Origin of the sequence: Serratia sp. CY33802 (assembly GCF_052169095.1) — a bacterium.
Taxonomy (GTDB): domain Bacteria; phylum Pseudomonadota; class Gammaproteobacteria; order Enterobacterales; family Enterobacteriaceae; genus Serratia; species Serratia bockelmannii.
The window spans coordinates 23,982-39,204 of the sequence record NZ_JBJNLL010000008.1 but is presented as its reverse complement, the minus strand read 5'-3'; the positions used below and the strand labels follow the sequence as shown (position 1 = coordinate 39,204).

The following is a 15,223-nucleotide window of genomic DNA, read 5'->3' as shown; positions in this document are numbered from 1 at the left end:
GCCGCGCCCTGCGGGGTTAGTCTTCGAGTAGCCACCACACCGCTTCGAACGGCCGCAGCGTCAGCGCCTGCGGCTGATCCGCCGAGTCGCTGTAGTTGCTCATCAGCGGGCGCCACTGCGCGGAGGCTTCCACGCCCTCCGCCGCCCAGGCCAGCGGTTCGCGGCTCAGGTTGGCCGCGACCAGCAGGCGCTGGCCGTTCCAGCTGCGCTGATAGCACCACAGCGCCGGGTGTTCCGGCGCCAGATCCTGATAGTCGCCGTGGGTCAGCAGCGGATACTGCTTGCGCAGGGTGATCAGCTGGCGATAGGCGTAAAACACCGAGTCGAGATCGGCCAGCGCCGCGTCGGCGTTGATCTGCGGGTAGTTCTCGGCGCAGCCGATCCATGGCGTGCCGGTGGTGAAACCGGCGTGCGGTGCGGCGCTCCACTGCATCGGCGTGCGGCCGTTGTCGCGCGATTTGTCGGCCAGGATCGCCAGCAGCTCGGCGTCGCTGCGGCCCTGGGCGCGCAGTTCGGCGTACATGTTCAGGCTTTCCACGTCGCGATACTGCTCGATGGCGCGGAAGCCGGGGTTGGTCATGCCGAGTTCTTCGCCCTGATAGATATAAGGCGTGCCCTGCATGCCGTGCAGCACCATCGCCAGCATTTTGGCGGCCGGCACCCGCAGTGCGCCTTCATCGCCGAAGCGCGACACGATGCGCGGCTGATCGTGGTTGCACCAGAACAGCGCGTTCCAGGCGCGGTTATGCATCCCTTGCTGCCAGTGGCGGAAGATCTGCTTCAGTTCCACGTAATCCGGCGCCGCCCGCGTCCATTTTTCACCGCCGGCGTAGTCCACCTTCAGGTGGTGGAAGTTGAAGGTCATCGACAGCTCTTCGCCGCTCTGCGCCGCGTAGCGCTGGCAATGCTCAAGCGTGGTGGAGGACATCTCGCCCACCGTCATCAGGCCGCGCGGCTGAAACACGTCGCGGCTCATCTCCTGCAGGAACTCGTGGATGCGCGGGCCGTCGGTGTAGAAGCGGCGGCCGTCGCCCTGGCTGTCGGACGGGAAGTCCTGCTGTTTGGACACCAGGTTGATCACGTCGAGGCGCAGGCCGTCGACGCCTTTGTCCGCCCAGAACTGACACACTTTCTTCAGCTCTTCGCGCACCGGCGGGTGTTCCCAGTTGAGATCCGCCTGCTCGGCGGCGAACAGGTGCAGGTAGTACTGGCCGCTGTCGGCGTGCCACTGCCAGGCGTTGCCGCCGAACTTGGAGCGCCAGTTGTTCGGCGGCGTTTCACCGTCGCCGTCGCGCCAGACGTAGAACTGACGATACGGGCTGTGGCGATCCTGCGCGGCCTTGAACCACGGGTGCTCGGTCGAGGTGTGGTTGAACACCATGTCCATCACGATGCGGATACCGCGCTGGTGGGCGGCGGCGATCAACTGCTCGAAGTCGGCCATCGTGCCGTAAGCCGGATCGATGGCGCAGTAGTCCGCCACGTCATAGCCGTTGTCCACCTGCGGCGATACGTAGACCGGCGTCAGCCAGATGGCGTCGACGCCCAGTTCCTGCAGATAGTCCAGCCGCCGGGTCACCCCGGCCAAATCGCCGTAGCCGTTGCCGGTGCTGTCCTGAAAACTCTTCGGATAAATTTGGTAGATGACGCCGTTCTGCCACCAGGGGGTTGGGTTGCTCATAGTTCAATACCTTTGAATCGTGACAACGAGCCCGCGTGAGCGGGCCCCTACATTCATCTTGCGTCAATCAAACCGGCAGCTCGCCGCGGGCGGCCTTGCGTTTGTAGACCATGATGGTCAGCACCAGCGGGATGACGATCGCCACCAGAATCGCCAGCGAGTAAATCAGCCAGAACTGCGGCTTGATGGACAGGATGCCCGGCAGGCCGCCGACGCCGATGCCGTTGGCCATCACGCCGTCCAGCCCGCAGATAAGGCCGGCGATCGCGGAGCCGATCATCGCGCACAGCATTGGGAAGCGGTATTTGAGGTTGATGCCGTACATCGCCGGTTCGGTCACGCCGAGGTAGGCGGAGATCGCCGCCGGCACCGAGATTTCACGCTCGTTGGCCTTGCGGCTGATGATGATGATGCCGAGCACCGCCGAGGCCTGCGCGATGTTGGACAGCGCAATCAGCGGCCACACCGGGGTGCCGCCCATGCTCTGGATCATCTGCATGTCGATAGCCAGCGTGGTCTGGTGCACGCCGGTGATCACCAGCGGCGCATACAGGAAGCCGAACAGCGCGGCGCCCACCGGCGCGAAGCTGCCGGTCATCACCGCTTTCACCGCCCAGGCGACGCCGTCGCCGATCATGCGGCCGAACGGCCCGATCAGCGCGTGTGCCAGGAACACCGCCAGCAGCAGCGAGACCACCGGCACCACCACCAGATAGAGATAGTCGGGAACGATCTTTTTCAGCCGGGTTTCGATCCAGCCCAGCGCCATGCCCGCCAGGATCGACGGGATCACCTGCGCCTGATAGCCCACTTTCTGGATCACGAACCAGCCGAAGTTCCACACTTCCGGCGTTTGCTGGCCGAGCAGGTAGGAGTTCATCAGCTGCGGCGACACCAGGGTGACGCCCAGCACGATGCCGAGCACCGGCGTGCCGCCCATCTTTTTCACCGTCGACCAGCAGATGGCCACCGGCAGGAACATGAAGATCGCTTCACCGAGCAGCCACAGGAAGTCGTAAACGGTTTTCCACGCCGGGTGCATCTGCGCCAGCGTTTGGCCGTCGGACATCGGGATGTCGCCGATCACGTTGCGGAAGCCGAGGATCAGACCGCCGCTGATCAGCGCCGGCAGCAGTGGGAAGAAGATCTCGGCGAAGTGGGAGATGGTGCGCTCAGTCCAGGTCATGTTCTGGCGCGCGGCCACCTTGGCCTGCTCCTTGTCGGCCTCGTTGACGCCGGTGCTGGCGATCAGCGCCTGATAGTAGTCGCCGACGTCGGTGCCGATCACCACCTGGAACTGCCCGGCGTTGGTGAAGCAACCCTTGACCATCGGCAGCGCTTCGATCTCTTTCGGTTTCGCCTTGTTGGGATCGTTGAGGACGAAACGCAGCCGGGTAATGCAATGGCTGACGGTGGCGATGTTCTCGCGGCCGCCGACCAAAACAATCAGGCGATCAATATCCTGCTGTTTTACTTTGCTCATTATGGGATACCTGCAGAGGTGTTGACTGAGTAATGATCAAAGCTTAGCCACTCGGCTTTTTGAATGAAATGGGAACGTTCCCGGATTGGGGCGAGGATCACAAAATGACAAAAAATGGTCAACTTCTCATCAGGTCGTCAGGAAAGTTTGCTGGGCACCACCAGGCGGCGGATCCCCTGTTCGCCACTGAGCTGTGCCAACAGCTGCTGCGCCGCCAGCAGGCCGGCGCTGCCGTAGCCGAACTCCACCGACAGGGTGTCGGGGAACAGGAAGCTGAGCAGCGGGGTGTTGCCGATGGCGCATACCTGGATGGCGCGCGTCGGCTGTTGTTGCAGGTATTTGATCGCCCCCAGGGCGATGCTGTCGGAGGCGCAAATCAGCGCGCTGGTGTGCGCGTCAATCACTTCGGCGGCGTGCTGGAAACCGCTCTGGTAGCTCAGTTCGCCCAGCGTGGCGCGCGGCGTGAGCGTGAGGCGTTCACAGGCGTCGAGATAGGCCTGGTAGCGGCGTTGGCCGGTGGTGGCGTCGCTGAGCTGCACCCCCAGATAGCCGATATGCCGATGCCCTTGCCGATACAGGCGATCCATCAACAGGTTCACCGCGCCGGCGTCGTCATAGCAGACAGACGAGAAGCCGTCGTATTCGCGCACCATCACCACCATTTTTTCCTGCCACGGCTTGAGCATCGCCGCGGTCAGGCCGGTGAAGCCAAACAGGATCACGCCGTCGACGTTGCGCTGATGCAGCACGTGCAGATGCTCCTGCACCAGGCGAGTTTCGAACTGGCTCTCCATCACGATCGGATCGAAGCCCTGCTGGTACAGCAACGGCAGCATGGTGCGCACCGCCTGGTTTTCCGACGGCGAATCGAGACGGGAAACGATAATGCCCACCACTTTGTCGCTCTGGCCGCGCATGGCGCGTGCCGACTTGGAGGGGGTAAACCCTTGCTGACGGATCACCGCTTCCACCCGTTCACGGGTTTGCGGGCTCACGCTGCCTTCATTGTTCAACACGCGTGAGACGGTGGATTTACCTACGCCGCTCAGGCGTGCGATGTCCTTGATGGTCAGCCGGTTTTGCATGGTTTACTTTTCGTTGAAGTGGACAGGCGTAACATAACGGCCTGTAAAACAATGCCCGTCAGCATAGCTCATTTTCCGACGCGGATCTTGATGCAAAACGGGATTGTTGCACTGCGCTGAACGGCCGCTCCTGCCGCTCTGTTTTTCCCTTTACCGGAGGTGATCCCCCATATGGACCCCGACCCGACTGCTTTAGACACTCACTCGGTTCTCCGGTAAAACCTCTCCGCCTGGCGCTGCTGTTTTACCGGTGAAGTACATCACGGTAACCGGTAGCGCGCGCTTCGTCGTTCGCTCCTGCTGCTGAAAAAAAATAATAAGGATCTGCGTTGGCAGAGGCTTTTGGCGCACCCGCCATCCGCCCGGCCGATGACGATCCCCGTTTACCCGCTGCCGTGAGGCACCGGGCGACGAGGTGCGAACCATGAAACTGAAAAAACTCCCCCGCCAGCTGCTGGGCCTGTTCGCCCGCGGCCTCCCGCGCCGTTTGGTGCGCCGCGACAGCCTGCTGGACAGCGTCGGCGGCGCTGCGCGTGACATGCCGGCCGGCCTGGCGCAGCAGCGGCTGGCATGCGCCGCCGCAGAAACGATGCAGCTCTTTGAGCGTTTTCACAGCCATCCGGAAGGCATCACCGCCCATGAGGCGGAACAGGTGCGCCAGCGCTGCGGCGAGAATGTCATCGACGATCAGCAGAAAGAGGCCTGGTGGCAACACCTCTGGCACTGCTACCGCAATCCGTTCAACCTGCTGCTGACCGCGCTCGGCATGATCTCTTACGCTACCGAGGATCTCACCGGCGCGTTGGTGATCGCGCTGATGGTGCTGATCTCCACGCTGCTGAACTTCATCCAGGAGGCGCGCTCCAACCGGGCGGCCGACGCGCTGAAGGCCATGGTGAGCAACACCGCCACGGTGATCCGCAGCGATGCGCTCACCGGCAAGAGTGAGCACGTGGAGCTGCCGATCGCGCAGCTGGTGCCGGGCGACATCATCAAGCTGGCGGCCGGCGACATGATCCCGGCGGATCTGCGCGTGCTGTCGGCCAAGGATCTGTTCATCAGCCAGGCGGCGCTGACCGGTGAATCGCTGCCGGTGGAAAAATCCGCGGCGCCGCAGGCGTTGGCGGCCGATCCGCTCGACTGCCAGAACCTGTGCTTCATGGGCACCAACGTGGTCAGCGGCACCGCGCTGGCGATGGTGATTGGCACCGGCGGCGGTACCTATTTCGGCCAGTTGGCGCAGCGCGTCACCAGCCAGGATGAGCAGCCGAACGCCTTCCAGAGCGGCATCAGCAAGGTCAGCTGGTTGCTGATCCGCTTTATGCTGGTGATGACGCCGATCGTGCTGCTGATCAACGGCTACACCAAGGGCGACTGGTGGGAGGCGGCGCTGTTCGCGCTGTCGGTGGCGGTCGGGCTGACGCCGGAGATGCTGCCGATGATCGTCACCTCGACGCTGGCCAAAGGGGCGGTGAAGCTGTCGCGTCAGAAGGTGATCGTCAAACGGCTGGACGCCATCCAGAACTTCGGCGCGATGGACATTCTGTGCACCGACAAGACCGGCACCCTGACTCAGGACAAGATCGTGCTGGAGCGCCATACCGACGTGTTCGGCGCCAGCAGCGAGCGGGTGCTGCGCTACGCCTGGCTGAATAGCTTCTACCAGACCGGGCTGAAAAACCTGCTCGACGTGGCGGTGCTGAGCTGCGCGGAGCAAAATCAGCAGCCGGAGGCGCTGCAAAACTACCGCAAGGTGGATGAGATCCCGTTCGATTTCGTGCGCCGCCGCATGTCGGTGGTGGTGGCCAAAGACAACGAGTATCACGAGCTGGTGTGCAAGGGCGCGCTGGAAGAGATGCTGGCGATTTGCAGTCACGTGCGCCACGAAGACGAGGTGATCCCGCTGAGCGAGGCGCTGCTGGCGAGGATCCGCCGCATCACCGACGATCTCAACCAGCAGGGGCTGCGGGTGGTGGCGGTGGCCAACAAGATCCTGCCGGCGCAAACCCATGAATACGGCGTGGCGGACGAGTCGGATCTGATCCTCGAAGGCTACGTCGCCTTCCTCGATCCGCCGAAGGAAAGCACCGCGCCGGCGCTGGCGGCGCTGAAACAGAACGGCGTCACGGTGAAGATCCTCACCGGCGACAACGAACTGGTGGCCGCCAAAGTGTGCCGTGACGTCGGGCTCGAGGCCGATCATCTGCTGCGCGGCAGCGAGATCGAGCAGATGGACGACGAGCAGCTGGCGCAGGCGGCGGCGCGCACCACGGTGTTCGCCAAGCTGACGCCGCTGCACAAGGAGCGCATCGTCAAACTGCTGCGCCGCCAGGGGCACGTGGTGGGCTTTATGGGCGACGGCATCAATGACGCGCCGGCGCTGCGCGCGGCCGATATCGGCATCTCCGTTGATTCGGCGGTGGACATCGCCAAGGAAGCGGCGGACATCATCCTGCTGGAAAAAAGCCTGATGGTGCTGGAGCAGGGGGTGATCGAAGGGCGCCGCACCTTCGCCAACATGCTGAAATACATCAAGATGACCGCCAGCTCCAACTTCGGCAACGTGTTCAGCGTGCTGATCGCCAGCGCCTTCCTGCCGTTCCTGCCGATGTTGCCGCTGCACCTGTTGATTCAGAACCTGATGTACGACATCTCGCAGATCGCCATCCCGTTCGATAACGTCGATGACGATCAGATCACCCAGCCGCAGCGCTGGAACTCCGCCGATCTGGGGCGGTTTATGGTGTTCTTTGGGCCGATCAGTTCGATCTTCGACGTGCTGACCTTCAGCCTGATGTGGTGGGTATTCAAGGCCAACACGCCGGAAATGCAGACGCTGTTCCAGTCCGGCTGGTTCGTGGAAGGGCTGCTGTCGCAAACGCTGATCGTGCACATGATCCGCACGCGCAAAATTCCGTTTATCCAGAGCCGCCCGTCCTGGCCGCTGTGCATCATGACGCTGGCGGTGATCGCCACCGGCATCGGCCTGGTGTTCTCGCCGCTGGCCGGCTTCCTGCAGCTGCAGGCGCTGCCGCTCGGTTACTTCCCGTGGCTGGTGCTGATCCTCGCCGGTTACATGGTGCTGACCCAGTGCGTGAAAGGCTGGTTCGTGCGCCGCTACGGCTGGCAATAACCCGCTCGCCCCCTCCGGCCGGGAGGGGGCAACTGTGATCCCGTCCGCTTTTTCACCGCAACGGTTGGACATCTGTTCTGTGCTGAGTCTTTATCTACAGCGTTGGCTGTTTTCTCCTGCGCCTTTCAAGCCACCGCGTTGTTGTTTATCGCCTAGCGGTGGTTTGAAATTCATTGGGGATATTTTGTTTTTTTCCTCTGAGGAATTTCCGATGCACAGACCTTTCCGTTATACGCTACTGGCTTCATCGTTATGGTTTTCTTGCGGCGCGCTGGCGCAGCCGGCGGGTGATTTGCCGCTGATGCCCTGGCCGCAGCAGGTGGAAGTGACGCAACCGGCGGGAAAGCTGGTGCTGGATCGCCGCTTGTCCCTGACGCTGCAGGGCGATGATTTGGGCGACGCGCTGCCGCGCTGGCGCCAGCGCATCGAGTTACAGACCGGCTGGACGCTGGCGCCGAGGGAAGAAGCAAACGGCGCGGCGATCAAGGTGGTGATCAAGGACCGGGTGGCGGCGCAGCCGCTGCCGGGCAGCGATGAGAGTTACCGGCTGGCGGTCACGCCGCAGGGCGCCACGTTGATCGCCAATACCCGCTTCGGCGCGCTGCATGGCATGGAGACCCTGCTGCAACTGCTGCAGACCGACGGGCAAAATACTTTCCTGCCATTGGTGGACATTCGCGATGTGCCGCGTTTTCCGTGGCGCGGCGTGCTGCTGGATTCGGCGCGCCATTTCCTGCCGCTGCCGGACATTCTGCGCCAGCTTGACGGCATGGCGGCGGCCAAGCTCAACGTATTCCACTGGCACCTGACCGACGATCAGGGCTGGCGCTTCGCCTCCGAGCATTACCCCAAATTGCAGCAGCAGGCCAGCGACGGCCAGTTCTACACCCGTGAGCAGATGCGGCAGGTGGTGGCTTACGCCACGGCGCGCGGCATTCGCGTGGTGCCGGAGATCGACATGCCGGGGCACGCCTCCAGCATCGCGGTGGCCTATCCCGACCTGATGAGCGCGCCGGGGCCGTATCGCATGGAGCGCGAGTGGGGCGTGCATAAGCCGACGCTCGATCCGACCCGCGACGAGGTTTATCAGTTTGTCGATACGATCGTCGGCGAGCTGGCGGCGATCTTCCCCGATCCTTATCTGCACATCGGCGGCGACGAAGTGGACGCCAGCCAGTGGCGGGCATCGCCGTCGATTCAGGCGTTTATGCAGCAGAACGGGCTGGCGGATACCCATGCGCTGCAGGCCTACTTCAACCAGAAGCTGGAAAAGATCCTCGAGAAACACCAGCGGCAGATGGTCGGTTGGGACGAGATCTACCATCCGTCGCTGCCGCGCTCGATCGTCATTCAATCCTGGCAGGGGCAAGACTCGCTGGGCGCCAGCGCGCAGGATGGCTATCAGGGCATCCTCTCCACCGGTTTCTACCTCGATCAGCCGCAAAGCACCGCCTATCACTACCGCAATGAAATTCTGCCGCAGCCGCTGGGGGTTGAGACGGCGGTGCAACCCGGCGAGCAGGCGCAAAGCTGGCGTTTCAGCATGCCGCGTCTGAAGGGTAGCGCGGTGGAGGGCAGCTTCACGCTGATCGAGGGCAAGCAGGGCTGGCGCGGCTTTATCGATTTCAACGGCAAGTCGCGCCGCGCGGTGCACGACATCGTCTGGCGCACGCCGCAGCAGGTGACGTTCCGCGTCGATACCTGGATGGGCGACACGCGGCCGGTGTTCACGCTGCAGCAGGACAAGCTCAGCGGCTATACGCTGGTCGGCAACGTGCGTTACCCCACCCAGGGCGAGAAACTGGCGGCGGCGCCGGCGGGCAAGATGCCGGTGGTGCCGGACGAGAAAGGGCAGGCCAATATTCTCGGCGGTGAAGCGGCGCTGTGGGCGGAAAACGTGCGCGCGCCGCTGATCGATCTCAAGCTGTGGCCGCGCGCCTTCGCGGTGGCGGAGCGGCTGTGGTCGGCGCAGGACGTTACCGACGAAAGCAACATGTACCGGCGGCTGGCGGCGATCGACGCCTGGTCGGTGGTGTCGGTCGGCCTGCAGCAGCATGCGGAAACGGCGCGCGAATTCACCCGGCTGAGCAACAGCGTGCAGATCGCGCCGCTGCAGATCCTGGCCGAGGCGGTGGAACCGGCGCAGTATTACACCCGCCAGCACCTGAAGTTCCAGGCCGGCAACTATCACCAGTTCGAACCGCTGAACCGCTTTGCCGATGCGCTGCCGCCGGAGAGCGGCGCGGTGCGTGACATGCATGCCCAGGTTGCGGCTTTGCTGAAGGATAAGCGCGATAAGGCGGCGGCGCAGGCGCTGCGCGAACGGCTGCAGCGCTGGCAGGCGAACGGCGCGGCGCTGCAAACGGCGATCGCGGGCAACCGCACGCTGCGGGAGCTGGCGCCGGTGGCGCAGGACGTCGATGCCCTGGCCGCATTGGGGTTAACGCTGCTGGATCGCCATCAGCAGGACAAACCGCTGAGCCGGGCCGAGGCCGAACAAGCGCAGCGCCGGCTGGATGCGGCGGCGCAGACGCGCGACGAAGTGGTGATTGCCGCGGTGTACCCGCTGGAGGCGCTGCTGCGGGGGCTTAAAACGGAGTGAGGGTGACGGGGCTCGGCCAGTTGAGCCCCGGTTTCATTACGCCTGTAGCGACAGCGGCGCATACCCGATGGCGTGCTGCAGGTAATTCAGCAGCAGCTGGCGGGTGAAGCGCGGCTCATCGATACCGCTGCCCTGCAGGAAGCGTTGCAGGTTGCTGCAGTCCCACCGATAGGTGTCTTGATAGAGCTCCACCGTCGATAGCTCGTCCACCATAGGATCCTTGAACAGGCTGAGCAGCGGGTACAGCGGCGCGTCGCTGTCGTTTTCCCATTGGGCCCGCCACTGTGCGAAGGGCAAGGGACGAAAACGATAACCGAACTCGCGCTCCAGCAGGCTGAAAAACTCACGCAGCGTCAGATTATTGTCACCTTGATGGATCAGGTTGAATTTCTGCCCCAGCGCCTGCGGATTGCGAGAGACGTGGGCGATGGCCCGGGTCATGTAATCCACCGTGGTCAACCCTTCGCGCATATCCCGTAAATCCGGCACCGTGCCGCTGCTGATGCAGGTTTTCACCAGCCGTCCCCACCATTGATAATCGGCGTTGACGCCGGTACGGCTGTGGCAGGTGGCGTAGCCCAGGCGGAAGGTCATCAGCGGCAGGCCTTGCGCCGCCGCCAAATCGGCAATTTTCTCCATCACCCATTTGCTGCGCACGTAGCCGATATCGCGGCTGACCGCCGGCAGGTTTTGGTCGATATCGTCGCTTTCCCGCATCACCCGCTTGCCGGTGTGCAGATGCCCCCAGCTGTATACGGAGATGGTCGACAGCAGCATCAGCGGCTTGGTGCGGCTATGCGCCGCGAAGCGAATGATTTCCCGCAGGCCCTGCACGTTGTCGCGCTTCATGTAGGCGTAAGGCTGGATAAAATTCACCGCGCTGGCCGAATGGTAAATCAGATCGATATCTCGGCTTAACGCCCTGTAGGCCGCCGGCGTCAGCGAAAAGTCGTGTTCCGCTACGTTGCCAGGCACGATATGAATGCGCGCGTGCTGGCTGGCGTTCAGCGCGATCCGGTAGCGCTGCAGCACCGCCTCCAGCCGCTGTCTCGGCGGCAGTTTGGCGCCGTCGCGCACCAGACAGTACAGCTCGGCGTCGGTGGTGCGCAGCAGATCGGCCAACAGATGCGCGCCGACGAAGCCGGTGGCGCCGGTCAGCAAAATGGCGCGCGGCGCGCTGATTTGCCGCGGATCGAACGTCGGATCGATGACGAGATCCGACGGCAAATAAACATCATCCTGCAAGGCACGCGCTTCGCCTTGCCGCTGTGTCGGTTGCCGGTCTCTGCGTTGTGCCAGTGCCTGCGCCAGGGCGCCCAGAGTGGGATATTCATAGATGTCGTGCACCGAAGTCTCGACGGCAAATGCCTCGGCCAGCGCCGCCATCAGTTTGGCCGCCAACAGCGAATGGCCGCCCAGCGAGAAAAAATCATCGTCGGCTGCGGGCTGTTCCACTTTCAGCAGCGAGCGCCAGAGATCGGCGACGACGCGCTGGTCGGCGGTCAGCGGCTGCGCAACGCCGACACTGACGCTGACCGGTTGGTAATGCGCCAACAGAGCCGCTTTGTCGATCTTGCCGTTGTTGTTCAGCGGCATGTGTTCCAGTAAACGATAATCGGCGGGCAGAAATGCGGTGGGCAGCGTTTCTTTCAGTTTCTGTCGGACGCGTGCGGTCACGTTTTCGCTGTCACTCTCCGCGATCAGAAACGCCACGATTTTCTTGCCCAGCGGATCGTCAGCCATTGCCACGGCGGCCACCGCTTTACGGACGCCCGCAACCTGCAGCATGGCGTTTTCGATTTCGCCCAGTTCAATGCGATTGCCGCGGATTTTGACCTGATCGTCGATACGGCCCAGATATTGAATGCGGCCATCCGCCAGCCAACGAGCCCGATCGCCGCTGCGGTACAGGCGCAATCCGGCGAAGTGAGGCGGGGTGATGAAGCGCTCGGCGGTCAACGCCGGATTGTTCAGGTAGCCACGGGCCAGACAGCGACCGCTGATATACAGCTCGCCGGGGCGATCGCCGATCACGGGCTGCAGTCGGTCATCGAGGATGAAGATTTCGGTATCGCCGATGGGCTGCCCAATGCTGGCGGGCGGGTTTTGCGTGGCGCAAGCCACCCGGTTGCAGGTGGCGAATATGGTGGCTTCCGTCGGGCCGTAGTAATCGATCAATGAATAATCGATGCCGCGCAGATCGACCGGATGAAGTTTCTCCCCTGAGCTGAACAGATACCGCAGCGCCAGATTGGCCGGTTGCGGCGCGCCGACCACTTCGGCAACCAGTACGGCGGGCAGGCTGGCGTGGGTAATGCCCTGTTCGGCAAAGTAGGCCAGCAGGACTTCCGGCTGCAGGCGAGCGTCTTCCGGGGGCAGATACAATGTGCCGCCGCTGGTCAGAGGCGACCAGATCTCCCATTGCGCGACGTCGAAACTCAAGCCGGCGATCAGCGTAGAACGACTTTCGGCATCCATGGCGAATTGCTTGTTATGCCAGAGAATTAAATTCAGCAGTGACTGATGTTCTATCAGCACACCTTTCGGTTTGCCGGTGGTGCCTGAAGTGAAAATGAGATAAACGATGGCATCGGGAGACGGAGAAATTAACGTTATATTCTCCTGCGAAGAAGTTGATATATTATCAATATAAATAATATCCTCGCTGAAGTTATTTTCCGAAAGCGCTATCGTCGCGTTGCTGGCGAGTATTAAAGGGGAACCGCTTTGCGTGACGATATCCTGTATTCTTTTTTCCGGGTAACGGGCGTCGATGGGAATATAGCCTGCGCCGGCTTTGACGATCGCCAACATACCGATCAGCATTTCCGGCGTGCGCAGCGTGACGAGCGGCACATAGCTGCCGGGCGCCACGCCCCGCCGTAGCAACAGCGCGCACAGTGCGCTGCTGGCTTCATCCAATTGACGGTAGGTCAGGTGTTTATTATCGCCGACGACGGCGGTTTTTTCCGGATAACGGGAAACTTGTTGGATAAAATAATCCAATACGCTAGGTGCCATGGTTATCTCCTGTCATTATTCACGAAGTGAACGAAATGAAACAGCAATGACCCGGCCGGGTGAAAAACAATTATAGGCGTATTTTTATTGAGGAATTGTAAATGTGAACGATATTACGCTATCGCTATAAATTAATTGGGTTAATAAAATGATTATCAATAAAAACGGCCAGTCTGCACTGGCCGTGATTCGCATGCGTGTCGATTAACGACGCACGGCGATGGCTTCGATTTCGATCTTCACGTCTTTCGGCAGACGCGCCACTTCTACGCAAGAGCGGGCCGGGAACGGCGCGCTGTGCTCGGTGAAGAAGGCTTCGTACGCGGCGTTGACGGTGGCGAAGTCGTTCAGGTCTTTCACGAATACGGTGGTTTTCACGATGTCGGCAACGATCAGGCCGGCGGCTTCGACGATCGCTTTAACGTTTTCCAGCGACTGGCGCGCCTGAGCGGCGACGTCGTCGGCGACGGCGCCGGTTTTCGGATCGACCGGGATCTGGCCGGAAGTGATGATCATGCTGCCCAGATCAACGCCCTGCACGTAAGGACCAATGGCTGCCGGGGCGAGTTCAGTGCTGATATTACGTGACATGTTTTCTCCTGATAGACCCGTTGTCTTTCACGCCGCCGCGCGGTCGGCCGCAGCGTAAAATTCGGTGGGTAGCAACGTGGGTAGAGTAATTTTCAGAGGACCCATTATAGGGCGTCACCGGGAGAATGACAGCGCCATCTCCCGGCGCCCATGCCGGGCTTAGTCCGCCTGCAGTACCACCTGATGCTCGAACTCTTTTTCGCAGTAGCGGCATTTCAGGTGCACTTCGCCGCCGCGCGATTTGACGCTGAAGCTCGACGCCACCGGCTCGCTGCGGCTGATGCAGTTGCCGTTCGGGCAGGTCAGCACGCCGTCGATGTGGTCCGGCAGGCTGAGGGTCAGTTTGCGCACCACTTCATAGTTATCGATGCGGTTTACCGTGGCCTTCGGCGCGTACATCGCCAGCTGGTTGGCCTGCTGCTCGGTCAGGAAAGTGTTCTCGATCTTGATCAGATCCTTGCGGCCCAGCTCGTTGGAGGGCAGGTTCAGGCCGATGGTGATGCGCTGGTCGGTGGCGGTCAGCTTGAACAGCGTCAGCAGCTTGAAACCGATCTGCGCCGGAATGTGGTCGATCACCGTGCCGCATTTGATCGCTTCGACCTGCAGTTTGTTGTCGTGAGTCATGGCGGTTCCCCCTTAAAGAGCCAAATCTGCGTTGAGCACCAGCGCCAGCAGCGCCTGACGGGCGAAGATGCCGTTGCCCGCCTGCTGGAAGTAGTAAGCGTGCGGCGTTTTATCCACGTCGGTGGCGATCTCGTCGATGCGTGGCAGCGGGTGCAGCACCTTGAGGTTGGCGCGCGCGCCGGCCAGATCCGCGGCGCGCAGCACGAACTGCGCCTTCACGTTGGCGTACTCGGAAGGATCGAGGCGCTCTTTCTGCACCCGGGTCATGTAGAGAATATCCAGCTCCGGCACCACTTCTTCAATGCTGCTGTGCAGGCTGTACTCGATGCCTTTCTCTTCCAGCATTTTCAGGATGTAGGCCGGCATCGCCAGCGCGTCCGGGGCGATGAAGTAGAAGCGGTTGCCTTCGAATTTGGCCAGCGCCTGGGTGAGCGAGTGCACGGTGCGGCCGTATTTCAGGTCGCCGACCATGGCGATGCTGAGGTTGCTCAGGCGCCCCTGGGTTTCCTGGATGGTGAACAGATCCAGCAGGGTCTGGGTCGGGTGTTGGTTGGCGCCGTCGCCGGCGTTGAGCACCGGCACGTTGCCGGAGAACTCCGAGGCCATGCGCGCCGCGCCTTCCTGCGGGTGGCGCATCACGATGGCGTCCACGTAGGTGCTGATCACCGAGATGGTGTCGGCCAGGGTTTCGCCTTTCTTGCCAAGCGAGGTGTTGCTGCCGTCGGCGAAACCGACCACCGAGGCGCCGAGGCGGTGCATCGAGGTTTCGAACGACAGGCGGGTACGGGTCGAGGCTTCAAAGAAGCAGCTGGCGATCACCTTGTGTTTCAACAGTTCCGGCTGCGGGTTGGCTTTCAGACCGGCGGCGGTGCGCAGCACCAGCTCCAGATCCTCGCGGCTGAGATCGTTAATAGAGATGATGTGTTTGTGATACAGCGGGTTGGCCATTTTTCACTCCTCCTCGACGCGTGCCCGTGGCGCGGGACTTTTTAAGGCAAAAAAA

The 15,223-nt window shown here is 62.0% G+C and carries 9 protein-coding genes; 2 read left to right on the top strand and 7 right to left on the bottom strand.

Annotated elements, in window-relative coordinates; translation table 11 throughout:
• Window positions 1–16: 16 nt before the first annotated feature.
• From treC to treR, 3 genes are all read right to left on the bottom strand, one after another.
• Complete coding sequence (gene treC / locus ACJ8HA_RS20045) at window positions 17–1,681, bottom strand: alpha,alpha-phosphotrehalase (RefSeq protein WP_089181588.1); 1,665 nt, start codon at window positions 1,679–1,681, stop codon at window positions 17–19.
• A 67-nt stretch (window positions 1,682–1,748) separates the two neighbouring features.
• Window positions 1,749–3,164: a PTS trehalose transporter subunit IIBC gene (gene treB / locus ACJ8HA_RS20040; RefSeq protein ID WP_025305107.1), complete on the bottom strand. Its 1,416-nt coding sequence runs from the start codon at window positions 3,162–3,164 to the stop codon at window positions 1,749–1,751.
• Between the two features lie 137 nt (window positions 3,165–3,301).
• Window positions 3,302–4,249: a trehalose operon repressor TreR gene (gene treR / locus ACJ8HA_RS20035; protein WP_033641688.1), complete on the bottom strand. Its 948-nt coding sequence runs from the start codon at window positions 4,247–4,249 to the stop codon at window positions 3,302–3,304.
• Between the two features lie 424 nt (window positions 4,250–4,673).
• Between treR and mgtA the strand changes: the two genes are divergently transcribed.
• Both mgtA and ACJ8HA_RS20025 read left to right on the top strand, forming a co-directional pair.
• The gene (gene mgtA, locus ACJ8HA_RS20030; protein WP_265527288.1) at window positions 4,674–7,382 is read left to right on the top strand and encodes a magnesium-translocating P-type ATPase; all 2,709 of its coding nucleotides are present in this window, start codon (window positions 4,674–4,676) and stop codon (window positions 7,380–7,382) included.
• A 211-nt stretch (window positions 7,383–7,593) separates the two neighbouring features.
• Window positions 7,594–9,984, top strand: a complete 2,391-nt coding sequence (locus tag ACJ8HA_RS20025; protein WP_197812995.1) for a beta-N-acetylhexosaminidase — start codon at window positions 7,594–7,596, stop codon at window positions 9,982–9,984.
• A gap of 36 nt (window positions 9,985–10,020) precedes the next feature.
• Here the strand turns inward: ACJ8HA_RS20025 and ACJ8HA_RS20020 are convergent, their stop codons facing one another.
• From ACJ8HA_RS20020 to pyrB, 4 genes are all read right to left on the bottom strand, one after another.
• Window positions 10,021–13,005, bottom strand: coding sequence for a non-ribosomal peptide synthetase (locus ACJ8HA_RS20020; RefSeq protein ID WP_167324775.1), 2,985 nt, complete (start codon window positions 13,003–13,005; stop codon window positions 10,021–10,023).
• 204 nt (window positions 13,006–13,209) lie between these two features.
• The gene (ridA, locus tag ACJ8HA_RS20015; RefSeq protein WP_004933379.1) at window positions 13,210–13,596 is read right to left on the bottom strand and encodes a 2-iminobutanoate/2-iminopropanoate deaminase; all 387 of its coding nucleotides are present in this window, start codon (window positions 13,594–13,596) and stop codon (window positions 13,210–13,212) included.
• A gap of 159 nt (window positions 13,597–13,755) precedes the next feature.
• Window positions 13,756–14,220 (bottom strand): aspartate carbamoyltransferase regulatory subunit, encoded by a 465-nt coding sequence (pyrI, locus tag ACJ8HA_RS20010; protein WP_004933377.1) that lies wholly within the window; start codon window positions 14,218–14,220, stop codon window positions 13,756–13,758.
• Between the two features lie 12 nt (window positions 14,221–14,232).
• Window positions 14,233–15,168, bottom strand: coding sequence for an aspartate carbamoyltransferase (gene pyrB, locus ACJ8HA_RS20005; protein ID WP_049204480.1), 936 nt, complete (start codon window positions 15,166–15,168; stop codon window positions 14,233–14,235).
• Between the last annotated feature and the right edge of the window lie 55 nt (window positions 15,169–15,223).